We start from the raw sequence: 22,490 nt of genomic DNA, 5'->3' as shown, positions 1-22,490 counted from the left end.
ACCATTAGATGCCCGTCGCGTAAAGCGCGTGATGCGTCAGAATGAAGAGCGTCCGCCCGTCGCTTCCGCCAACCACGAGTTGCAGCGGCCGATCGGGGACGTCGATGCGACGGAGTAGCGCACCATCGGAGGCGTAGACGAAGACCTGCCCGTTGGCGACGTACAGCCGGCCCGCTGCGTCGCGCGCCACGCTCTCGCCGCCGCGCTCGGCGACGACTTTAAGGTCGGTAACCCGGCCATGATCGCCGACCACACCGCTATCGGTGCGGTTCTCCGATTCGTTGGTGAGGACGACGCGGTCGCCAGGTTTCGCCGCGACGAAACCATGCGCGTCGAGCGTGTCCGACCAACGCCAACCCTGGTGATCGTCCGGCCCCTGATTCCACACGCGGAACGCGGGCAGCGCCAGCGAACCGTCGGGCGAGACATAATCCTGCGGCTTGGCCTCACCCATCTTCTGGGTGAAGAAATCCGCCATCGTCGGAAACTGATAGGTCGTTGGGTCGATGCGATCGGCGAATTCGCCGTTCGCCCACACGTTCACCGGCAGCACCGTCGCCGCAGTGCGCCGCGGTTTCGACGGTGTCGGTAGAATGACTGACACTTCATCGGGTTTGGCCGGGTCGATGCTGAACACGGTGCCGTCGCGCCCTGCCGACGACAGGACCAGCAGCTTGCCCGAACGGTCGACCGCCAGATTGACCGCGTCGAGCGGCGCATCGGCGACGATCGACAGCCCCTCCGCCTTCGACCAGCCATGGATGCGCTGGAACTCGCGGTCGATGAAGTACAGCTTGCCCGCCGCATCGACAGCGCCGCCCGCGATCGAATAAAAGCCGTCCGCGAGTTTTTCGACCCCTGCCGATACCGGAACGCCCGACCGCGTTGCCGCTACTGCTGGTGCCGCCGGCACATCGAGTCTCGCAAATTCGCGCTCGCGCACTTGCTGTTGGCGCGTCACGTCGAGGATCGCATTCTCGAACGGGTATTTGCTGGCGCGCAGATATGTGCCGCAGCCCTTCGCGTCGCAACTCGCGAAGCCGCTCTCGGCGTTCACATGAACGTTGCGGAAACGGATGTCGCCCGACGCGTAGAGCTTGATCGCGGCATCCATCGGTTTCGCCGAGCGCGTCACGCGGTAGCCGTGATAGTTGGCGAACAGGATGTTGCGGGAATGGCGCATTTCGGTCGAGATCGCGTTGACGCCATCGCGCACCTCCTGCTCGGTCTGCGGCGCCAGGAACTCCCAATTCTCGACATGGTCGAGTACGATTTCGGCGCGATAATGATGCTCCGCCGACAGCTGGTACACATGCCCAGGCGTCTTGGTGTTCGACACGTAGAAGCCGGCCGATGCCAGCGTGTTGGGCGACCACAGTGCCGCGAAAGTGCCGCCGCCGCCATCGGTCACCCAGATGCTCGGATATTGCCCGTCGAAGCGCGCGCGCGGATCGCCGAAGCCGATCGGGCTGCCCTTGGTCAGCACGGTGCCGCCGCCGCCCTGGATCTTGACGTCGTTGACCATCGACGCCGCGCCCGCCTTCCACAGCAGCGCGGTCGCGCGCGGGTTCACCCCACCGGTCCACAGCCCGAGTCCGGAGACGATTGCGTCGCCGCCCTTGGCGCTTTGCAGCAACGCCTTGGCGCCGCCGACGCCCATATAGGCAGGCGTCTCGTCGGGTAGATAGAGGTGCGTCAGGCTCGGATGCAGCGCGATCAGCACGCTGTCGGGGCGAAGCTTCAGCGTATCGGTGACGCGGTAGCGACCGGTCGGCAGGTAGAGCACGCGGTGCGTGTCGATCGCGCGCTGCAGCGCGGCGGTATCGTCGGTGGCGTCGTCGCCCTTGACGCCCAGGCTGCGGACGTCGACCCAGTCGCGCACCGGCGGCAAGGCGCGGATCGCCGGCTTGGGGCGTACCGGCAGGCGGCCGAGTGGCGCCATCGCAATGTCGGTGGCATAATCGCCGATCGTACCGAGACCGGTGAGTTTCAGGCCGTAGGAAAAGTCGCTGACACGGTAGCGCGCGCCTGCCCCCGCGATCGTCTTGCCGCTGTCGCGGAAGCGCACGAAGGTCGGGGTGTTTGCCGCGACCGCATTGTCGAACCCGATCTGCGTGAAGACGCTGTTTTCCGCCGACACGACGACGCCGGCTTGGGCGATATTCTCGAACCGGACGTCCTTGCCCCAGAGCGAGTCGGAATAGCCGCGATCGATCTCGATCCCGACCGGCGCGTTGCGGAACGCGACGTTGACCAGCGTCAGGTCGACCTCATGCTCGCGGATCGCCGCATCGCGCTGGCCGTCAAAGTCGGAGTCGATCAGCGTGAACTGCCACGCCGGCGAGGTCTTTTCCGAGACGATGCCGTAGCGGCCACCGAAGAACTTCAGGTCCTCGAATTCATTGCCCGCCTGATAGACGCCCGCGAGCCCCGAGCCGATATGGAAGTCGGCGTGGCGGATATAGCCGTGCTGCGCGACGCGAAACCGCACCGCCACGGCGCCGGCATTCCCCGCGCCGATGCGGAAATCGACGTTCGACAGCGCCGAGTAGAAGGTGCTCGAGGTCGCGTCGAAGATGCTCGGGTCGAACGGCACGCTGGTGGGTGGCGGCACGGGAGCCTTGCCGACGCGGTACTGGTCCTCGCCGGTGAAGCTGACCATCGCAGCGACGCCCGATCCGAACCCCGCGCTGTTGTCGCCGAGCGCGATCTCCGGGCGGGTCGGCCCGACTCCGAAGATCCGCACCGCGGAACGCACGAAGATGGTGCGGCTGATCCGGTAGCGGCCTGATGGCAGGAACACCACACCGCCATGCCCGCCCGCCGACGCCGCATCGATCGCCTGCTGGATCGCGGCGCTGTCGTCGGCACGGCCGTCGCCAACGCCCTTGACCGTCACGGCACGAGGGTCGCTGGGCGCTGTGCGATAGACCGATGTCGAGGCGGCGAACGCCGGCACGGGCAACAGCAACGCTGCGCCGCCCAGCAACCATGATGCGCGCATCACTGCGCCTGCAACGACAGCGTCTCCGCGACGATCGCGGCCTGCGTCCGGTTGTGGACGTTCAGTTTGCGCATCAACGCGGTCATATGGACCTTCACGGTCGCCTCGGCGATGCCGAGATCGTAGGCGATCTGCTTGTTGAGCAGTCCCGAATGCACTCCCCGCAGCACCTTGATCTGGGTCGGCGTCAGCCGCGGCGGGGCCAGCGCTGGCGCTTGCGCGGGCAGCGATCGGCTGGCCTCCGATCCAATCCGTTCCCCGGTTCCTCCCATGGTCATCCTCCTCTGTTCCGAGTGGTCGCGTAGAGCGACGCGGGCCTCTGGATATATTGGTCCACTGACCCGGTTGGTCCGGATTCGGTTGGACAGGTTTTGAGTATGGCGCGCCGGTTCAGGGCCAATCAAGCCATTTCTGTTGCGATAGTGAAAAAACCTGTCGTACAGATACAGCCGTGGAACCGGGCGGCGCACGCGTCGCCGGAGTGAGAGGATGCCCATGGCGATCGAGGAGCGGCTCGCGGATCGCGCCTATACGGCGATCGTCCGCATCATCACCGAGAACGATCTCGCGATCGGCGACCGATTACCCGCCGAAGCGCAGCTGGCGACGATGTTCGGCATGTCGCGCACCATCGTCCGCGAGGCGCTGGCACGGCTCGCCTCCGACGGCATCACGCAGGCGCGGCGCGGCGCCGGCTCCTATGTCAAACGCCGCCCGTCCGAACGACTCGGCACGCACATGTCGATGGACGCGTTGGCGACTACGCTCGGCACTTATGAGGTTCGGTTCGTGCTCGAGGCGGAGGCTGCGCGGCTCGCTGCCCAGCGCCGATCGCACCACCAGATGGACGTGATCGAACGGGCGCTGGAGGCGTTGCGCGCCGCGCTGCTGTCGAACGCGCCGGCGCATGACGAGGATTGGCGGCTCCACCGCGCCATCGTCGACGCGACCGCCAATGCGGCCTTCCTGCTCGTGATCGACCAACTGGAAGACGCAGTGATGGGCATTCTGCGCGCCGGAGTCGACATCTCCCGGTCGCGCCCGCCCGAGGCGATCAAGGCAATGATGGACGAGCATGACGCGATCGTCGAAGCGATCCGCGCGCAAGATGCCGACGGCGCGGCGCTGGCGATGCGCTGGCACCTGTCGCAGGGGCGCAAGCGGCTGATGCCGTAATACCGTCGCGCTCAGGACGCGACGGTCGGGCACACCCAGGCAAGCACGTCCGCGCACAACGCTTCGGGCGTGTCCGCGCCATGCAACGTCAGCGCGCACTCGTTCGCCGCCGGTCGCTCGAGCGTCGCCAACTGGCTGTCGAGCAGGCTCGCCGGCATGAAATGCCCTGCCCGCGTCGCCAAACGCTGCGCGAGTTCGTATGGCGCGGCATCCAGCAGCACGAACCACAAGGGCACGTCGGCGGCCGTCTGCAAACGTTCGCGGTAGCTGCGCTTCAGCGCCGAGCAGGTCGCAACCGCGATGCCGCCCTTCCCAGCCGCGCCGATCGCCGCGCCCAGCCGATCGAGCCACGGCCAGCGGTCCGCGTCGTCGAGCGCCAGCCCAGCCTTCATCTTCGCAACGCTTTCGGCTGCGTGATAGTCGTCGCCCTCGATCGCGGGACATTGGAGATGCTGGGCGAGGTGGGCCGCGAGCGTCGACTTGCCGCTGCCGCTGACACCCATCACGACGATCGCGCGCCCGCCGATCTTGTTCCGTCCTGCCTTCACCGATGCCCCTCGACCTTCGCTACGGCCGGGTGGCCGTCTCGCGCTGCGCCGCTATCGGGCGTCGCATGCAGAATGGCCACTACGACCTTTGTCGCTGTCGCCGGGGCCTGTGCCCTTGCACACGCCATAACAGCGGCCTGAACGCGGGCGCCGAATGCGACGATGGTCGTATATGATAACGTGACCAGACTTGGGTAGAACGCGTCAACGAACGACGCGCGGCTGGCCGGCCTCCTTGGCGGACTGCGTGCAAACGGGGATGGACGATGGGCATACGAGTCGGAATTCTGCACGCGGCGGCACCAAGCCTGGCGGTTCTCGCCTTCGCCATGGCCTGCGCGCCAGCGACGGCGCAGACCGCACCATCGCCCGCTCCCGAACCCGTCGCGCCTCAGCCGCAATCGCCTACCGAGGACCGCGCGGCGGCGGCGCCCGACATCGTCGTCACCGGCACGCGCATCACCTCCAGTGGGTTCAATGCACCGACCCCGACGACGGTGATCGGCGAGGAGCAGATCCTCAAGAACGCCCAGCCCAACATCTTCACCGCGATCGCGCAGTTGCCGGCGCTACAGGGCTCGACCGGCACCTCGACGGGCACGTTCAGCACGTCGAGCGGCACCCAGGGTCTCAGTTCCTTCTCGTTGCGCGGTCTCGGCCCGATCCGCACGCTCACCCTCCTCGACGGGCAGCGCGTCGTCGGCGCGAACGTCACCGGCGTGCCCGACATCAGCATGTTCCCGCAGCTGCTGGTCAAGCGCGTCGACGTCGTCACCGGCGGCGCGTCGGCGTCCTATGGATCGGACGCAGTCGGCGGGGTGGTCAACTTCATCACCGATACGCGGTTCAAGGGCTTCAAGGCGAACGTCCAGGGCGGCATCACCAACTATGGCGACGACCAGCAGGCGCTGGTCCAGGCGGCGTTCGGCACCGCGCTGCTCAACGACCGGCTGCACCTGATCGTCAGCGGCGAATATGATCATGAGGACGGCGTCGGCCCGGGCGATTTCGGCACCGATCTCGCCGGCGGCCGAAACTGGTACCGCGCGTCGACGCTGGTCAACACCGGCCAGGCCAATAACGGCCTGCCGCAGTTCAACTATCGCGACTATGCGCAGCCTTACCAATATGCGCTTAACGGGCTGATCAACAACGGCCCGCTGCAGGGCATCGCGTTCGACCGGAACGGTGCGCCGTTCAACTTCAACTATGGGTCCGGCGGCCGACCGACGGGAACCGGCGGGGTGACCGGCTGCTACCCCGGCAACAGCTTCTGCGTCGGCGGCGACCTGTCGGGGGCGCCCGGCTCGGGCGCGTCGCTGAAATCGTCGATCGAGCGGCTCAACGGCTTCGGGCGCATCGGCTTCGATTTCGCGCCCGACAACGAAGCCTATGTCACGGTCAATCTGGCGCAGGTGAAGACCAGCAACCAGCCGAGTCCCGGCTATAATCGCCCCAATCTGACCGTGCAGTGCGCCAATCCCTATCTGCCGCAGCTGATCCGCGATCGCTGCGCGACCGCAGGCATTACTCAGTTCAATTTCGGTACCAGCAACGGCAATTTCCCCGATCCGCTGGTCCAAACCGACCGGCGCCAATATCGCTTCGTCGGCGGACTGAAGGGGCGGTTCGATCTCGGCGGCACCCCTTGGAACTACGACGCCTATTACGAGCACGGCATCACGCTCGCGCATATCGACGTCGACAACACCGTACTGCAGAACCGCTATGTCGCGGCGACCAATGCGATCACGCTCAACGGCGCGATCGTCTGCGCCGACGCCGCCGCCCGCGCAGCCGGGTGCCAGCCGATCAACATCTTCGGCGGCGCGCAGCCGTCGTCGGCGGCGCTGGCCTATGTCACCCCCACCAATGGCCCGCTTCAGCGCACCAAGCTGACGCAGGACGTCGCCAGTCTCAACGTCTCGGGCGAACCGCTCGATCTGTGGGCGGGGCCGCTCGCAATCGCGTTCGGCGGCGAATATCGCCGCGAATATTACCGCGTCCACGGTGACCCCTATGGCGCCGGCGTCACCGCGGTCAGCCCGAACAGCGCCGCCTATCCGGCGGATCCGTTGCTCAATTCGGCGCTCGGCAGCAACTGGGCTGCCGGCAACTACAAGAACGGCACCGGCAAATACGAAGTGTACGAAGGGTTCCTCGAGGCCAATCTGCCGCTGTTCAAAGGCGACGGGATCGGCAGCGCAAACCTCAACGGCGCAGGGCGCGTGACGCATTACAGCACGTCGGGGACGATCTGGGCGTGGAAGGTCGGCGGGACCTGGGACACGCCGTTCGACGGGATCCGCCTGCGTGCGGTTACCTCGCGCGACGTCCGTGCCCCCAATTTGTCCGAGCTGTTCGCCGCGCCGACCGTTACGACGCTACCGAACTTCACCAACCCCTTCCCCCCGGGCGGCGGCGTCCAGGCGTTCCAGAACACGGTCGGCAACCCTGACCTGAAACCGGAAGTCGCGCGCAATACCGAGGCCGGGATCGTCCTTTCGCATCCCTCGTGGCTGCCCGGCCTGGGGCTGTCGTTCGACTATTACAGCATCAAGCTGAGCGGCGTGGTGTCGACTCTGTCGGCGGACCAGATCGTCCGGTTCTGCTTCGAGGGCAATCAGGCGTTCTGCGGCGGCTTCGTGCTCAACAGCCCGACCCAGGGCGGCAATTTCATCAACGTCCAGCCGTTCAACCTCGCATCGTGGAAGACCAGCGGGTTCGACATCGAGGCGAGCTACGCGTGGAAGGCGCCGCTGGGCCTGCCCGGCACCTTCACCCTCCGCGCGCTCGGCACCCATGTCCGGGAGTTCCTCGTCAAGGCGGGGATCGCCGGGGTCGCGACGGTCGATCAGGCGGGCGCCAACACCGGCAACACGCCCGACTGGAAATGGCTGGCGACGCAAAGCTACGACACGGACGTCTTCAGCCTCAACCTCCAGGAACGCTGGTTCTCGGACGGCGTGTTCGGCAATCAATATGTCGTCTGCACCACCGCGTGTCCGGCGTCGACCGCCAACAACCCGACGATCGACTACAACAAGATGAAGGGGGCGTTCTATCTCGACCTTGGCGGATCGGTGACTCTCAACCGACAGGTCACCATGTTCTTCAAGGTCGACAACCTCTTAGACCATGATCCGACGCCTTCGCCGCAGACCAATACCGGGCTCGACGTCAATCCGGCCCTCTACGACACGCTCGGCCGAATCTATCGACTCGGGCTGCGTGCCCGCTTCTGATGAACGCGCTGGGTTAATCGCGAAAACACTGTCTTCGGTACAAGAATCTGTAAAGAGTATTGGACAGTGACGTATAACGAGTGGCAAAAGGCGCGCTACAACGACGGTTAGTCGAGAGGAGCAAGGCATGGATTCGGCATCGGTACACAGGTTTGGTACGATTGTTTCCCTGGCGGCGGCATCCGCACTGGCGTTGACGGCGTGTTCGAAACAAGCCGCAGACGAACCCAAGACCGCAGAGACCACCGCTGCGGCGCCTGAGGCCGCGACGCCCGCCGCGGCTCCGACCGCCGTGGCCGCGGCGGCACCCGCTGCGGACAATGTCGATACGATCAGCGGCGTAAAGTACGCGAGCTACACCGGGGATGCCGCCAAGGGCAAAACCGCGTTCATCACCTGCCAGACCTGCCACGCGATCGATGCGGGCGTGAACAAGATCGGCCCGTCGCTGCACGCCGTGGTCGGGCGCAAGGCCGGCACGATCGCCGGGTTCAACTATTCGACCGCGAACAAGAACAGCGGGATCACCTGGACCGAAGAAAAGCTGTTCCAGTATCTCGAATCGCCGCAACGCGTCGTTCCCGGCACGAAGATGGTCTTCCCGGGCATCCCCGATCCGCAGAAGCGTGCGGACGTGATCGCGTATCTGAAGTCAAACGCCTAACTTAGGGACCCGGCGGCGACGTCCGCCGGGTCATCGTTTCGTCCGCGCCAAATCGGCAAGGTGGACCGGAAACGACAAGAGCAGCGGCAGCGCGATCCAGGGCCACGCAAGCCCGATCAGCGCAGCGCGCACCGCAATCAGCATGAGCACGCCCGGACCGAGACGCAACACGGCGTCGATCGCGCGCCATCCCATGGCGATCAACGCCACGAACTCCACGCCGATCACCAGCAGCACGATGTCTACCGCATGCCCGCTGGCAAATAGCCAGGTCAGGAAAACGGCCCGTTCAGTTGGACGATGGTGACGTTCAGATATCCGGCGAACGCGACCCATGCCAGATAGGGCAGCAACAGCAGCGCCGCAGTTCGCGACCGCCGGCCGCCTATCGCCACGAGCGCCGCGACCGACAGCCACAGCGCGACGACCTCTATCGCGGCCCAGTCGGGCCGGTGAAGGCGAAAGAACAACAGACTCCACAGGATGTTGAGGAACCCATTGAGCGCGAACAGGCCGAGCAGCCATTCGCGCTCCCGCCACGACGGCGCGGCGAGCCAGGCGGCGACCCCTGCGAGTGCGGTGAACGCATAGATCGCGGTCCAGGCGACTCCGTACGCAGCGTCGGGCGGTGCCCAGTCTGGCTTGACGAGCGCCTGATACCAGGCACCGGTATCGGTGATCGTCGCTCCGAGCAGCGCGACGATGCCGGCCAGCATCGCAGCGATGAAGATCGGGAAGATCCAGACTCGGGTCATGCGGCAGTCTGCAACAAATGCCGCATGTCCTTGACGAAGATGCGGGCATAGGCGAGCGGCCGGGCGTAGATCAGCCGCTTGTTCATATAGGCGTGCCAGGTCAGATGCTGGACGTCACGGTCGGCACACATCGCCACGAACCGCTCGCGTCGGCGGTCGTTGCGATACCAGAAATACTGCATGACCCGCAGGATCCCGAAAACCAGTCCGTGCGCGCGCATGAACGTCCGCCGCGCCTGGCGCAACGCACGCGGATTGCCGGTCACCAGGAAAGCTTCAGCGGCGTCGGCTGTGTGGCTAGCAGACACCATTGCGTAATAAATCCCTTCGCCAGAGGCCGGCGCGACCACCCCCGCGGCATCGCCGGTGACGAGCACGTCGCGCCCATTGTCCCACCGCCGCCGCGGCCGCAGCGGGATCGGTGCGCCTTCGCATCGGACGGTTTCGCACGCCGCAAGTCCGACTTGCTCGCGCAGCCGTGCGGTTGCGTCGCGCAACCCAAAGCCCTTGTCCGCACTGCCGACTCCGACGCTCGCGGTGTCGCCATGCGGGAAGATCCATGCATAGAAATCGGGCGACAGCGCACCCTGATAGAACACCTCGCACCGATAGCGCTCGACGGCTGGCGGCAGGCGGATCACCTCATGATAGGCGAACACGCACGGCATCCTTTCGCCTGCGCCCAGGGCGGCACTGGCCACGCGCGAGTTAGCGCCGTCCGCCCCGATCACGCAGCGCGCGCGGACACGGTGTTCGGTACCGCCGCGCGTTTCGGTATAGCAAACCAGCGCACAGCCATCCGCGTCGCGTGCGATACGCTCGAACAGCCCGGTGCGTCGCTCGGCGCCGGCCAACGCCGCGCGCGTGCGCAGCCATTCGTCGAACGATTCGCGGTCGACCATCCCGACAAAGCCACCCTGTCCGCTCGGATCGACCGGCATGTCAACCGTGCGGTTGGACGGCGCGACCATCCGCGCGGACGTCGCCCGGCCGACGATCAGGTCATCGGGGATCGCAAAGTCGCGGATCAGCCGCGGCGGGATCGCGCCGCCGCACGGCTTGATCCGGCCCCCGCGATCGAGCAGCAACACCGATCGTCCGCCGCGCGCGAGTTCGGTCGCCACGGTCGCACCCGCGGGGCCACCGCCGACCACGACGCAATCATAGGTCACGTCGTCACCGTTCGCGCCCGCATCGCACCGCGGTCGCGCGCAGGGGCGCGCAACGCGAGCGCCGCGGCGGCGAGGAACAGCAGCGATTCCACCAGGAACACGATCGTGAAGGTCGCGCCGGTCGATCCGATCCAGGCGCGGCCAAGATCGACGCCAACCGCGCCGATCAGCCCGCCGAGGCCGAATGCGATCGCCTGCGCCGCGCCCCACACCCCCATCCGCATGCCTTCGCGCCCGCCCCCGCCGACGCCGCCACGCTCGCCGCCCCCCGCCAGCGCCATCATCGTGCCGATCGCCGCTACCGCGAACACGCCATTGGCGAAACCCAGCAGCGCGACGTTGGCGGCAATCGGCCACCCCGCGCCCATCTGCGCCGCGAACGCCAACCCCGCGAGAGCGCAGGCCGAGCCGATGCAGCCACCGACGATCCAGTAGCGCAACCGTGCCGCGGCGCGGCCGCCGAACGCGCTGCCACCGATCCCGGCGAGGATCATCCCCGCCAGTACGCCGCCATGCTGGACGCCGGACAACTGGGTCGACTGGCCCGGCGTGAAGCCGAACATCAACCCGGCAAAGGGTTCGAGGATCAGGTCCTGCATCGAATAGGCGAGCATCGAGAGGAACACGAACGCCGTGAAGCGCCGCGCCTCGGGGTCCGTGAGCATCGCGCGCAGTGCAATGCCGAACGACTCCTGATGCGGTCCGTGTTCGGGCATGGCCATGCGTGGCGCGCGCCCCTCGACGCCCCAGACCGCGAGCGTCGCGACGAGGACCGCGGCGCCCGCCACGCCGCCCGCGACGATCGCCAGACGCCGCAGCGAAAACGGGTCGATCAGCGCCCCCGCCACGCCCGCGGTGATCGCGATCCCCGCGACCATCATGATCCAGGTGATCGCTGCCGCCGCCGCCCGGCGTTCGGGTGCGACCCGCGTCGCCAACAGCGCGAGCAACGACGTTCCCGCCGCGCCGACACCCGCGCCGATCATCGCATAGCCGAGGATCGCCAGCGGAATCCCGACGACCGACCCCGCCGCCAGCAGCGCAACCGCATCGACCGCCAGCAGCGCGCCGAGCGCGAGCGTGCCCATCCCGATCACGATCCACGGGGTCCGCCGCCGGCCCCGATCCGATCCATGCCCCCATGCCGGCCGCGTCAGTTGCACCGCATAATGCCACGCGACCAATCCGGCGGGCAGCGCCGCCGGCAGCGCATATTCGACCACCATCACGCGGTTCAGAAGCGATGTCGCCAGCATCACGATCGCGCCGATCGCGCTCTGCACCAGACCCAGTCGGGCGATACCGAGCCATCCGAGGGGGGTATCGGTCACAGCCCGGCCACGCCGCCCAGCCCGAACGCCGACGCCAGCATGCCGAGCACATACAGCGTCGTACCCGTCGCATTGTACCAGGGCGTATTGCCCAGCGGGTCGCGCAACAGCCGCCGCATCAACATGAGCTGCCCCACCAACATCAGCCCGACGACGCCCCCAATGAGCCGGTGGTCCCAGTGCACGAGCAACAGGATCACCGCGACCTGTGGTAGAGCCATCACGATGCACGCGACTCGCGCGGCGCGATCGACCCCCAGCACAACCGGCAACGACCGCAGCCCCATCGCGCGATCGCCCTCGACCGCCTTGAAATCGTTCAGCGTCATGATGCCGTGTGCGCCGAGACTGTAGAGCGCGAGGACGATCAGAACCGACGTGCCCGGCCACGCGCCGGCCATCACCGCCGCGCCGGTAAACCAGGTCAGCCCCTCATAGGTCAGCGCGACGACCGCGGGGCCCCATAGACCGCTGACCTTGAACCGGAACGGCGGCGCGCTGTAGCCCCACGCGCACAGCAGCCCGAGACCGGTGGCACCGAACACCAGCGGGCCGGTCGCCCAGGCGACAATCAGCGACAGCACCGTCCCCGCGATGGCGATCCACAACCCCCAATGGCCGGCAATGCGCCCCGACGGGATCGGCCGGTCGGGCTGGTTGATCGAATCGACATGCCGATCGAACCAGTCGTTGACGGCCTGGCTGGTGCCACAGACCAGCGGCCCTGTCAGAAGCACGCCGGCTATGAGGAACGGCCAGCGCTCGGTGATCGGCACGCCCGACGAGACCACGCCGCACATGAACGCCCAGATCGGCGGGAACCAGGTGATCGGCTTGAGCAGTTCGAGGACATCGCGGGCCGCAGGCAGCGGCGCGACGATACCGGGAGCTGACGACCGATCCATACATCAAAGCTAAGACACGACACTGTCGGGCGTCAAATAAATTAGACGGTTTCCCGAATTGGCAACGCGGTTAAGCGGTTGGCGCGTCCGCTCAGCCTTCGCCCGAGACCAGATTGCCCAGGCCGTGCCGGTGCAATTTCGAGTATAGGCTCTGACGGCTGACCCCCAGCACCTCCGCCGCGGATGCGCGGTTGTCGGAGGTGTAGGCGAGCGCCGCTTCGATGCAGAGGCGTTCGATCAAGTCGGTACTCTCGCGGACGATATCCTTGAGCGACATCCGCCCGACCAGTTCCGTCAGCTGTTCGACCGATCGTGGCGTGCCGCTCACCGCGATCGGTGCCTCGCGCAGCCGTCGGCCGACATGGCGGATCGTGAAGCCGTAGCAGTCGCTGCCCGCCATCGGCGCCACCACGCCAGATACCTCGATCTCAGCCTGGGCGCCGGCGGTTCCGCGCAGGATCGTCGCGACGTTGCGGACCGATCCGTGCTCACGCAACTGCGCGACGATCAGTTCGAGGTCGATCCCCGGACGCCCGAGCCACGCGCTCAGCCGGGCACCGACGACGCGGTCCACCGAGGGCATTTCCGCCAACTCGACAAACGCTGCATTGGCGGTGAGGATGGTCAGCTCGCGGTCGACGAGGACGAACGAATCGGGCATCCGCTCGACGACGTCGCTGAGCGTCGCGTCGTAGCGATGACCCGCCACGGCCTGCTGCCCCGCGCTGAGCTGAAGGATCAGCAACGGCTGCCGCGCCTGTCGAAACAAGCGTGCCGATATCCTGACCTGGTCCGCGTTTTCGGCCAGCCGGACGGTAATCGGCGCGAGATCGTCGGCCGCTTCCGCGGCGCCCAGATAGGCGACCAAATTGTCGCGGTCGCGCGCGTCAACGGTCGACGCGACCGGGGCACTTACCAACGTTCCCTCGGCGGCGTCCAACAGGCGGTGCGCCGCCGGATTGGCTTCGCGAATACGACGCGTGTCGGCATCGACGATCAGGACGGCATCGGACGCCATGTCGAACAGCAACCGATATCGCGTCTCGGCCTGACGCAGGCGGATATAGTCGCGTTCGAGCGACTGCTGCGTCTGCAACAACCGCTGCTGCATCGCGGCAGCCCCGCGCATGTCGCGGCCGACGGCGATCAACCGGTCGCCATCGCCAAACGTCATGATCAGATACCGGACGGGCACATCGCCACCGGCCGCGGCGTGGTTGACCTGCCGCCATCTCGGCGCCTCGGCGGATTGGGCGTCCGAAAGCATGCTGCTGACCTTCGTGCGACTCTCGCTGGTCATGGTATCGGCCCATGCTTCACCGATCCACCCGGTGAAGCCATGATTGGCGAGTTCGCCCTGCGATACCGCGACATCGATAATCGTGCCGTCGGTGCTTAGAATGAACGTCACGTCACCGACTGCGGCGAGTAACGATGCAGCCGCGCTCGCCGAGAGCGCACCGGGCACGGTATCACTCCTGGTAAAGCCCGTTCTAGCGGACGAGGCGATCAGCGTGTTCATCGACGGTCGTCGCGCTCCAATATAGTCTGGTTAGCTGGAGACCGCCGACTCCCATTCGCGCTGGCGGACGAGCGTTCCGGCAATCTCAAGCGCAAGTCTTGCATCGGGCGCCGTTCCGTCGGCACCGACCTGGACGGCCAGTTCGGGGCTCCTACTGAAAATCCTGCCTCCGACCATGATGCAAACCTGCGGGTTCGGAGAAACGTTCCGCAGTGCAACAATGAGCGACGTGAGCGGGCCGATATGGGAGTCGCGACTGATCGTCAATCCGATCATGTCGAACCAGCCGTCGGCGGCCGATTGGAGCAGATCCGCGCCCTCGGCGCTGTCGATCCGATCCGTCAGCCACCCGGCCCGGCGGAACACTTCATCGATAACCACCGTACCGAAGCTGTGCTGGTCGCCCGGCATCGACGCGAACAACGCGCGATGCCGGCGGCCCGCGCTGACGCCGTCCGACGGCGCGCGGCTCGCGATATGGTGGACGACCTCTTGCAGCCGCCAGAGCCCCATCGTCACGTCGACGAAGTCGCAGCGATCATCCTCCCAGAACTCGCCGAGCAAGCGTGCGGTCGGCGCAAGGAGATCGACCATCACGGTTTCGGCGGTCACGCCGCGCTCGAGGATATGCTCGACATGCGCCAGCAACGCATCCGCGTCGATCTGCATCACCAGCGGCGCCAGTGCCTCGATATCGCTGTCGTTGATCAAATGCGTCTCGCGCGCCGACCAGCCGTCGTTGCCGCCCACCGCATGTGCGGCCATCAGCCTGGGAATAATCTCGCCTTCAATCAACGCCGAGAGCGACCGCGCATAGTCCTGCGCACCGCGCCGTTGGAAGGCGGAACGATTTGTCTGATTATTCGAAGAGTTACGCGCAAGGCGGGAGTCGCCGAACTGTTCGGTGTCGCTTGCCCATTGGGTCATCGCAGCCATTACCAGCTCTCCCCAGCCTGGTCGACACACGCATATTTACTGGTCGGTCCGACAGTTATTCTGGAACCGGCGACTCGCAACGTATCCGGGTAGAACCGATCTGGCAACCATCGACCGACGCCCCGAAAGCACGGCCTGTGTCACCCGTCATGGACGTCAAATAATATTGACACTCTGCAATCGCTGGGCTTACTCTTCGGTCAATTAATCGAGCAGGCGGAAAGCGATGCGGGTGGGGAATGCTTCCTTCGCGGAAAGACAGAACGGGGCGCCGCCGCTCTATACGCCTGAGCAACGCCGCCGCCGCGATTCGTCCCGCTGGACGTTGGTCCAGGGCATTCTCGCACCGATCCAGTTCCTGATCTTCCTGGTCAGTCTCGTGCTCGTGCTGCGCTATCTGGCCACCGGCGACGGCGCGGGCGCGGCGACGGTCTCGATCGTCATCAAGACCATCGCGCTCTACGCGATCATGATCACCGGATCGATCTGGGAGAAGATCGTGTTCGACCGGTGGCTGTTCGCGCCCGCCTTCTATTGGGAAGACGTGTTCAGCATGCTCGTGCTGGCGCTGCACACCGCCTATCTGATCGCGCTGATCGGCGACCTCGGCAGCGAGCATGGACGGATGCTGCTCGCGCTCGCCGCCTATGCGAGTTACGCCATCAACGCCACGCAGTTCCTGATCAAGCTACGTGCCGCGCGGCTGCAGGCGGCGGCACCCGGCATGGCGGTGGCAGGGTGACCCCGGCGCTGCCCGCCGCGCTCGGGTGCGATGCCCCCGTGCTGCGCGAACGCGGGCAGCGCGAGGTATTTTGCGGGCTCACCGGGATCATCTGGTTGCACCGGAAGGTGCAGGACGCGTTCTTCCTCGTCGTCGGGTCGCGGACCTGCGCACATCTGCTGCAATCCGCAGCCGGCGTGATGGTGTTCGCCGAACCCCGCTTCGCCACCGCGATCATCGAGGAACGCGACCTTGCTGGCATGGCCGACTGCAACGAAGAGCTCGACCGCGTCGTCGACCGACTGCTCGCCCGCCGGCCCGAGATCAAGCTCCTGTTCCTGGTCGGCTCGTGCCCGTCGGAGGTGATCAAGCTCGACCTGTCGCGCGCCGCCGCACGGCTTTCGGTCAAGCATGCCGGCACGACCAAGATCCTCAATTATTCGGGCAGCGGGATCGAGACCACCTTTACCGAAGGCGAGGACGCCTGCCTCGCCGCGCTGGTCGCGGATGCGACCGCGGACACCAGCGGCGTGCCCAGCCTGATGATCGTCGGCGCGCTGCCCGACGTCGTCGAGGACCAGTTCCTGCGGCTGTTTGCCGAACTCGGCATCGGCCCGGTCCACAGCCTGCCCGCGCGGCGTGCCGCAGCGATGCCGCCGGTCGGACCGCAGACCCGTTTCCTGCTCGCCCAACCTTTCCTCGGCGAAACCGCGCGTGCGCTCGAGGATCGCGGCGCGACCCGGCTCGATGCGCTGTTTCCGTTCGGCGCGGAGGGCACCACGCACTGGCTGCACGCCGCCGCACAGGCGTTCGACATCGACGAGATGCACTTCCGCCGCACCATCGCGCCGGGCCGCGAGCGCGCCAAGTGCGCAATCGAACACAGCCGCACCCGGCTCGAGGGCAAACGCATCACCTTCCTGCCCGATTCGCAGCTCGAGATTCCGCTGGCGCGGTTCCTCGCCACCGAGCTCGGGATGCAGCCGGTCGAGGTCGGGACACCCTATCTCCACCGCCGCCACCTCGCGCATGAACTGGCACTGCTGCCGCCGGAGACGCTGCTCAGCGAGGGCCAGGACGTCGACAAGCAGCTCGACCGCGTTCGCGCTGCACGTCCCGATCTCACCGTCTGCGGCTTGGGCCTCGCCAATCCGCTCGAGGCGGAGGGGCTGACCACCAAATGGGCGATCGAGCTCGTCTTCTCGCCGATCCACGGCTTCGACCAGGCCGGCGATCTCGCCGAACTCTTTGCGCGCCCGCTGCGGCGGCGCGATGTGTTGAGGGTCTGATGCAGCTGACCGTCTGGACCTATGAGGGGCCACCCCATGTCGGCGCGATGCGGATCGCCACCGCGATGGAGGGCGTGCATTACGTGCTCCACGCGCCGCAGGGCGACACCTATGCCGACCTGCTGTTCACAATGATCGAGCGCCGCGACAAGCGCCCGCCGGTCACGTACACCACGTTCCAGGCGCGCGATCTGGGCAAGGATACCGCCGAACTGTTCCAGCAGGCGGCGCGAGACGCCTATGCGCGGTTCCAGCCGCAGGCGATGCTGGTCGGCGCATCGTGCACCGCCGAGCTGATCCAGGACGATCCCGCCGGCATGGCCCAAGCGATGGCGCTCCCCTGCCCAGTCATCCCGCTCGAGCTGCCCAGCTACCAGCGCAAGGAGAACTGGGGCGCGGCCGAAACCTTCTACCAACTCGTCCGCACCCTCGCCGACAAGACCGCCCGCCCCGCTCCGCGCGAAGGGCGTCGCGCGCGCGCCAATCTGCTCGGTCCGACGGCATTGGGCTTCCGTCACCGCGACGACGTGATCGAGATCACCCGGCTGCTCGATACGCTGGGCGTCGATGTCCATATGGTCGCGCCGCTCGGTTCATCGCCCGCGGACATCGCGACGATCGGCGCGGCGGATTTCAACGTCCTGCTCTACCCCGAAATCGGCGACACCGCTGTGCGCTGGTTGGAGAAGACCTTCGGCCAGAAGACCGTTCGCACCGTGCCGATCGGGCATGCCGCGACGCGCGACTTCATCGCCGAAGTCGCCGCGCTGGCCGGTGTCGATCCAGCCCCCGCGCTCGACACGTCCAACCTGCCCTGGTGGAGCCGTTCGGTCGATTCGACCTACCTCACCGGCAAACGCGTGTTCATCTTCGGTGACGCGACTCATGCGATCGCCGCGGCACGTGTCGCGCGGGACGAACTCGGCTTCGAAGTGGTCGGGCTGGGCTGCTACAACCGCGAATTCGCCCGCGATGTCCGCGACGCCGCGGCGCTCTATGGCGTCGAGCCGCTGATCACCGACGATTATCTCGCGGTCGAGGAGGCGATCCAGGCGCTGCATCCCGAACTCGTGCTGGGGACGCAGATGGAGCGCCACATCGCCAAGCGGTTGCGCATCCCCTGCGCGGTGATCTCGGCGCCGGTCCACGTGCAGGATTTCCCCGCGCGCTACAGCCCGCAAATGGGGTTCGAGGGCGCCAACGTGCTGTTCGACACCTGGGTGCATCCGCTGGTGATGGGGCTGGAGGAGCATCTGCTGACGATGTTCCGCGACGATTTCGAATTCAGCGATGCCGCCGGGGCGAGCCATCTCGGCCACGGCTCTTCCCCTCTCCCGGTTTCGGGGGGGGGCGAGGGTGGGCTCAGCGCCGCCTCGACCGATGCCGTCGAGGAAAGCGTAAGCCCGCCCCCCGGCCCCCTCCCGCACGCGGCAGGGGGCGTGTGGTCGCCCGAAGCCGAGCGCGAGCTTTTGAAAATCCCGTTCTTCGTGCGCGGCAAGGCGCGCCGCAACACCGAGAAGTTCGCGGCCGAGCGCCAGCTCGCGACGATCACGCTGGACACCCTCTACGACGCAAAGGCGCATCATGCCCGCTAGCGCACCCCCACCGGCCCCGCTTCATGTCGTGATCGTCACGCTCGACAACCATTTGTCGGGCGCAGTCGAGCGCGCGGCCGCACGGTTCGCCGCCGACTCCTCGGGGATTACGGTCGGCTTCCACGCCGCCGCCGACTGGGACCGCGAACCCGGCGCGCTCGATCGCTGCACCGCCGACATCGCGCGCGGCGACATCGTCATCGCGACGATGTTGTTTCTGGACGATCACATCCGTGCCGTCCTCCCCGCGCTTACCGCGCGCCGCGAAGACTGCGCGGCGATGGTCGGGCTGATGTCGAGCAGCGAAGTCGTCAAGCTGACCCGGCTCGGCGACTATCGCATGGATCGGCCCGCAAAGGGCCCGCTCGCGCTGCTGAAACGGATGCGCGGATCGACCAAGCCAGGCGCATCGTCGGGCGCGGGGCAGATGAAGATGCTGCGGCGGCTGCCCAAGATGCTGAAGTTCATCCCCGGCGCCGCACAGGACGTCCGCGCCTATTTCCTGACGCTGCAATATTGGCTGGCGGGCAGCGACGACAATGTCGTCGGGATGATCCAGGCGCTCGCGAGCCGCTATGCCGGCCATGCCACCCGCCCCGATGCGCCGCACGATTATCCCGATGTCGGCGTTTACCACCCCGCGCTCGCGGGCCGCATGGCCGAGCAGGTCGACGCGCTCCCGCGCAACGACGGCGCGCGGGGTACGGTCGGCGTGCTGATGCTGCGCTCCTACCTGCTCGGCCGGGACACGGGGCATTATGACGGGGTGATCGCCGCACTGGAGGCCAAGGGCCTGCGCGTGATCCCCGCGTTCGCGAGCGGGCTCGATTCGCGCCCAGCGATCGAGCGGTTCTTCATGGCCGACGGCAAACCGGTCGTCGACGCGGTCATCTCGCTCACCGGGTTCAGCCTGGTCGGCGGCCCCGCGTACAACGACGCCGAAGCTGCAGAGGCGGTGCTCGCGCAACTCGACGTACCCTATGTCGCGGCTCACCCGATCGAGTTCCAGTCGCTGCAGCAATGGGGCGCGAGCCGGCAGGGCCTGTTGCCGATCGAGGCGACGATGATGGTCGCGATCCCCGAACTCGACGGCGCGATCCTGCCCAGCGTGTTCGGCGGCCGCGCCGACGGATCGGAGCCATGCACCGGGTGCGGACGTCACTGCACCTTCCCGCAATCGGGGCTGACACGCGAGATGCAGTCCTGCCCGGAACGCGCCGAAGCGCTGGCGGCCAAGGTCGCCCGGCTCGTCGACCTGCGACGCTCCGCCCGCGCCGATCGGAAAGTCGCGGTCGTGCTGTTCAACTTCCCTCCCAATGCCGGCGCGACCGGCACCGCGGCGCATCTTGCGGTGTGGGAGTCGCTTCAGGCGACGCTCGCGAAGCTGGCCGCCGAAGGCTATGACGTCGACGTGCCCGCCGACGTCGACGCGCTGCGCGACGCGGTGCTGCACGGCAACGCCGCGCGCTACGGCGCCGACGCCAATGTCCATGCGCGCGTCTCCGCGGACGATCATGTCCGTCGCGAACCCCACCTCGCCGCGATCGAGGCGCAATGGGGTCCGGCACCCGGCAAGCAGCAGAGCGACGGCGGGTCGATCCAGGTCCTCGGCGCGCGGTTCGGCAACGTCTTCATCGGCATCCAGCCCGCGTTCGGCTATGAAGGCGATCCGATGCGGCTGCTGTTCGAAGGCCGATTCACCCCGACGCACGCGTTCAGCGCCTTTTATCGCTGGCTCCGCGAGGATTTCGCGGCGGACGCGGTGCTGCATTTCGGCACGCATGGTGCGCTCGAATTCATGCCAGGCAAACAGGCCGGGCTCAGCGCCGATTGCTGGCCGGAACGGCTGATCGGCGACGTTCCCAACCTCTATCTCTACGCCGCCAACAACCCGTCCGAGGGGCTGATCGCCAAGCGCCGTTCGGGCGCGACGTTGATCAGCTATCTGACGCCGCCGCTCGCCGAAGCCGGACTGTACAAGGGGCTGACCAACCTCAAGGCGTTGCTCGAACGCTGGCGGTCGTCGCCCTCGGACACGGAGCGCGCGACGCTGGAGCCGATGATCCGCGAGGCGGCCGAGGCGCTCGATATGGTGCCGTCGCACCACGAAGAACGCGTTCCGGAGTTGGCTTCCACGCAGACACTGTCGACGATCGGGCCACGCCACGCCGCCGAAGCACAGAACGCTTGGGACCTTACCGCCCTGTCGGCACGACTCTACGAAGTCGAACGCGAACTCATCCCGCAAGGTCTGCACGTGCTCGGCGACCCGCTGACCGAAGAGACGCTCGCGCAGCTGATCGCGGCGGGTGCCGACCCCCTGCTCACCCCCGCCAATGCCGAGCTCGACGCGCTCGTTCACGCGCTCGACGCGCGCTACGTCCGCCCCGCGCCCGGCGGCGACGTGCTGCGCAACCCCAAGGTGCTGCCGACCGGCCGCAACGTCCACGGCTTCGATCCTTTCCGCATCCCCGGCAGCTTCGCGGTCGCACAGGGCACCGCGCAGGCCGAGGCGCTGATCGCGCGCCACCTCGCGAGCGGCGCGGCGTTCCCCGAAACGCTAGCGATGGTGCTGTGGGGCACCGACAACCTCAAATCCGAAGGCACGCAGGTCGCGCAGGTGCTCGCGCTGATCGGCGCGCGGCCGCGCTTCGATGGCTATGGCCGGCTGTCGGGCGCGGAACTCATACCGCTCGACGAACTGGGGCGGCCGCGGATCGACGTGGTGGTGACTCTGTCGGGGATCTTCCGCGACCTGCTGCCGCTCCAGACCAGGATGATGGCCGAGGCAGCGTGGCTCGCCGCGAATGCCGACGAACCGCTCGACCTGAATTTCGTGCGCAAGCACAGCCTGGCGCATGTGGAGCAGCATGGCTGCGATCTCGAAACCGCAGCACTGCGGATCTTCTCCAACGCCGAGGGCGCGTATGGCGCCAACGTCAACCTGCTGATCGACAATGGCGCATGGACCGATCCCGACGAGATCGCCGAGGTGTTCGAACGGCAAAAGGGCTATGCCTATGGCCGCAGCGGCAGCCCGGCGCGACACCCCGACCTGTTCAAGGCCGCGCTCGCGGGGGTCGATCTCGCCTGCCAGAACCTCGATTCGGTCGAACTCGGCGTTACCGATATCGACCAATATGTCGACGCGCTGGGCGGGATCAGCCGCGCGATCACGCGCGCACGCGGCACCGCAGCCCCGGTTTACATCCTCGACGCGACGCAAGGGCGAACCAAGGTCCGCACGCTCGGCGAACAGGTCGATCTCGAAACGCGCACGCGGATGCTTAACCCGCTCTGGTACGAAGGCATGCTCAAGCATGGCTTCGAAGGCGTCCGCAATATCGAGGCGCACGTCACCAACACGGTCGGCTGGTCGGCGACGACCGGCGATGTCAGCCCCTGGGTCTATCAGCGGATCAGCGAGACGTTCGTGCTCGATCCGGCGATGCGCGATCGGCTCGCGACACTCAACCCCAAGGCGTCCGCACGCGTCGCCAACCGGCTGATCGAGGCAAGCGATCGGCAATTCTGGACACCCGATGCAGACACGCTCGCCGCGCTGCACGCCGCCAGCGACGAGCTCGAGGATCGTCTCGAGGGCGTGATCGCAGTGGCCGCATGAGG

Annotated in this window: 17 protein-coding genes; 7 read left to right on the top strand and 10 right to left on the bottom strand. The window is 66.9% G+C overall.

Features of this window, described 5'->3' with window-relative positions; translation table 11 throughout:
- Positions 1-4 precede the first annotated feature (4 nt).
- Both U1701_RS12940 and U1701_RS12935 read right to left on the bottom strand, forming a co-directional pair.
- On the bottom strand, positions 5-3,004 hold the full coding sequence (locus tag U1701_RS12940) for a glycosyl hydrolase family 28-related protein (RefSeq protein WP_332782973.1): 3,000 nt from the start codon (positions 3,002-3,004) through the stop codon (positions 5-7).
- Positions 3,004-3,276 carry a helix-turn-helix domain-containing protein gene (locus U1701_RS12935; protein WP_332782972.1) on the bottom strand — a complete coding sequence of 91 codons (273 nt, stop codon included), beginning with the start codon at positions 3,274-3,276 and terminating at the stop codon, positions 3,004-3,006. The genes U1701_RS12940 and U1701_RS12935 overlap by 1 nt, the downstream gene beginning before the upstream one ends.
- 217 nt (positions 3,277-3,493) lie before the next feature.
- Here U1701_RS12935 and U1701_RS12930 point away from each other — a divergent pair, with 217 nt between their 5' ends.
- A complete protein-coding gene (locus U1701_RS12930; RefSeq protein WP_332782971.1) occupies positions 3,494-4,180 on the top strand; it encodes a FadR/GntR family transcriptional regulator in 687 nt (228 codons plus the stop codon).
- A gap of 11 nt (positions 4,181-4,191) precedes the next feature.
- On the opposite strand, the gene U1701_RS12925 is transcribed toward U1701_RS12930, so the two are convergent.
- On the bottom strand, positions 4,192-4,683 hold the full coding sequence (locus U1701_RS12925; RefSeq protein ID WP_332783060.1) for a gluconokinase: 492 nt from the start codon (positions 4,681-4,683) through the stop codon (positions 4,192-4,194).
- A gap of 311 nt (positions 4,684-4,994) precedes the next feature.
- Here U1701_RS12925 and U1701_RS12920 point away from each other — a divergent pair, with 311 nt between their 5' ends.
- Both U1701_RS12920 and U1701_RS12915 read left to right on the top strand, forming a co-directional pair.
- The gene (locus tag U1701_RS12920; RefSeq protein WP_332782970.1) at positions 4,995-7,973 is read left to right on the top strand and encodes a TonB-dependent receptor domain-containing protein; all 2,979 of its coding nucleotides are present in this window, start codon (positions 4,995-4,997) and stop codon (positions 7,971-7,973) included.
- Between the two features lie 127 nt (positions 7,974-8,100).
- Positions 8,101-8,637, top strand: coding sequence for a c-type cytochrome (locus tag U1701_RS12915; RefSeq protein ID WP_332782969.1), 537 nt, complete (start codon positions 8,101-8,103; stop codon positions 8,635-8,637).
- 30 nt (positions 8,638-8,667) lie between these two features.
- Here U1701_RS12915 and U1701_RS12910 read toward each other — a convergent pair whose 3' ends face one another.
- The 7 genes from U1701_RS12910 to U1701_RS12880 form a co-directional block, all read right to left on the bottom strand.
- A complete protein-coding gene (locus U1701_RS12910) occupies positions 8,668-8,874 on the bottom strand; it encodes a hypothetical protein (protein ID WP_332782968.1) in 207 nt (68 codons plus the stop codon).
- Positions 8,875-8,909: 35 nt separating this feature from the next.
- Entirely contained in the window at positions 8,910-9,392 is a 483-nt protein-coding gene (locus tag U1701_RS12905; RefSeq protein ID WP_332782967.1) for a TspO/MBR family protein, read from the bottom strand.
- Entirely contained in the window at positions 9,389-10,564 is a 1,176-nt protein-coding gene (locus U1701_RS12900; protein ID WP_332782966.1) for a geranylgeranyl diphosphate reductase, read from the bottom strand. The genes U1701_RS12905 and U1701_RS12900 overlap by 4 nt, the downstream gene beginning before the upstream one ends.
- Positions 10,561-11,895, bottom strand: a complete 1,335-nt coding sequence (locus U1701_RS12895) for a BCD family MFS transporter (protein WP_332782965.1) — start codon at positions 11,893-11,895, stop codon at positions 10,561-10,563. Before U1701_RS12895 ends, U1701_RS12900 begins: the two co-directional genes overlap by 4 nt.
- Positions 11,892-12,800 carry a chlorophyll synthase ChlG gene (gene chlG, locus U1701_RS12890; RefSeq protein WP_332782964.1) on the bottom strand — a complete coding sequence of 303 codons (909 nt, stop codon included), beginning with the start codon at positions 12,798-12,800 and terminating at the stop codon, positions 11,892-11,894. The genes U1701_RS12895 and chlG overlap by 4 nt, the downstream gene beginning before the upstream one ends.
- A 91-nt stretch (positions 12,801-12,891) precedes the next feature.
- On the bottom strand, positions 12,892-14,322 hold the full coding sequence (gene ppsR / locus U1701_RS12885; RefSeq protein WP_332782963.1) for a transcriptional regulator PpsR: 1,431 nt from the start codon (positions 14,320-14,322) through the stop codon (positions 12,892-12,894).
- Positions 14,323-14,352: 30 nt separating this feature from the next.
- On the bottom strand, positions 14,353-15,258 hold the full coding sequence (locus U1701_RS12880) for a cobalamin B12-binding domain-containing protein (RefSeq protein ID WP_332782962.1): 906 nt from the start codon (positions 15,256-15,258) through the stop codon (positions 14,353-14,355).
- A gap of 232 nt (positions 15,259-15,490) precedes the next feature.
- On the opposite strand from U1701_RS12880, the gene bchF reads away from it, so the two are divergent.
- From bchF to U1701_RS12860, 4 genes are read left to right on the top strand one after another with little or no spacing between them, the layout of a single operon-like run.
- Positions 15,491-16,000: a 2-vinyl bacteriochlorophyllide hydratase gene (gene bchF / locus U1701_RS12875; RefSeq protein ID WP_332782961.1), complete on the top strand. Its 510-nt coding sequence runs from the start codon at positions 15,491-15,493 to the stop codon at positions 15,998-16,000.
- Complete coding sequence (locus U1701_RS12870; RefSeq protein WP_332782960.1) at positions 15,997-17,268, top strand: ferredoxin:protochlorophyllide reductase (ATP-dependent) subunit N; 1,272 nt, start codon at positions 15,997-15,999, stop codon at positions 17,266-17,268. The genes bchF and U1701_RS12870 overlap by 4 nt, the downstream gene beginning before the upstream one ends.
- The gene (bchB, locus tag U1701_RS12865) at positions 17,268-18,863 is read left to right on the top strand and encodes a ferredoxin:protochlorophyllide reductase (ATP-dependent) subunit B (protein WP_332782959.1); all 1,596 of its coding nucleotides are present in this window, start codon (positions 17,268-17,270) and stop codon (positions 18,861-18,863) included. The genes U1701_RS12870 and bchB overlap by 1 nt, the downstream gene beginning before the upstream one ends.
- Positions 18,853-22,488: a magnesium chelatase subunit H gene (locus U1701_RS12860; protein ID WP_332782958.1), complete on the top strand. Its 3,636-nt coding sequence runs from the start codon at positions 18,853-18,855 to the stop codon at positions 22,486-22,488. The genes bchB and U1701_RS12860 overlap by 11 nt, the downstream gene beginning before the upstream one ends.
- Positions 22,489-22,490 lie beyond the last annotated feature (2 nt).

The organism is Sphingomonas rhamnosi, assembly GCF_036663615.1.
In the GTDB taxonomy this organism is placed as follows: Bacteria; Pseudomonadota; Alphaproteobacteria; order Sphingomonadales; family Sphingomonadaceae; genus Sphingomonas.
The sequence above is the reverse complement of the archived record's forward strand: the minus strand, read 5'-3'. Positions and strand labels throughout refer to the sequence as shown.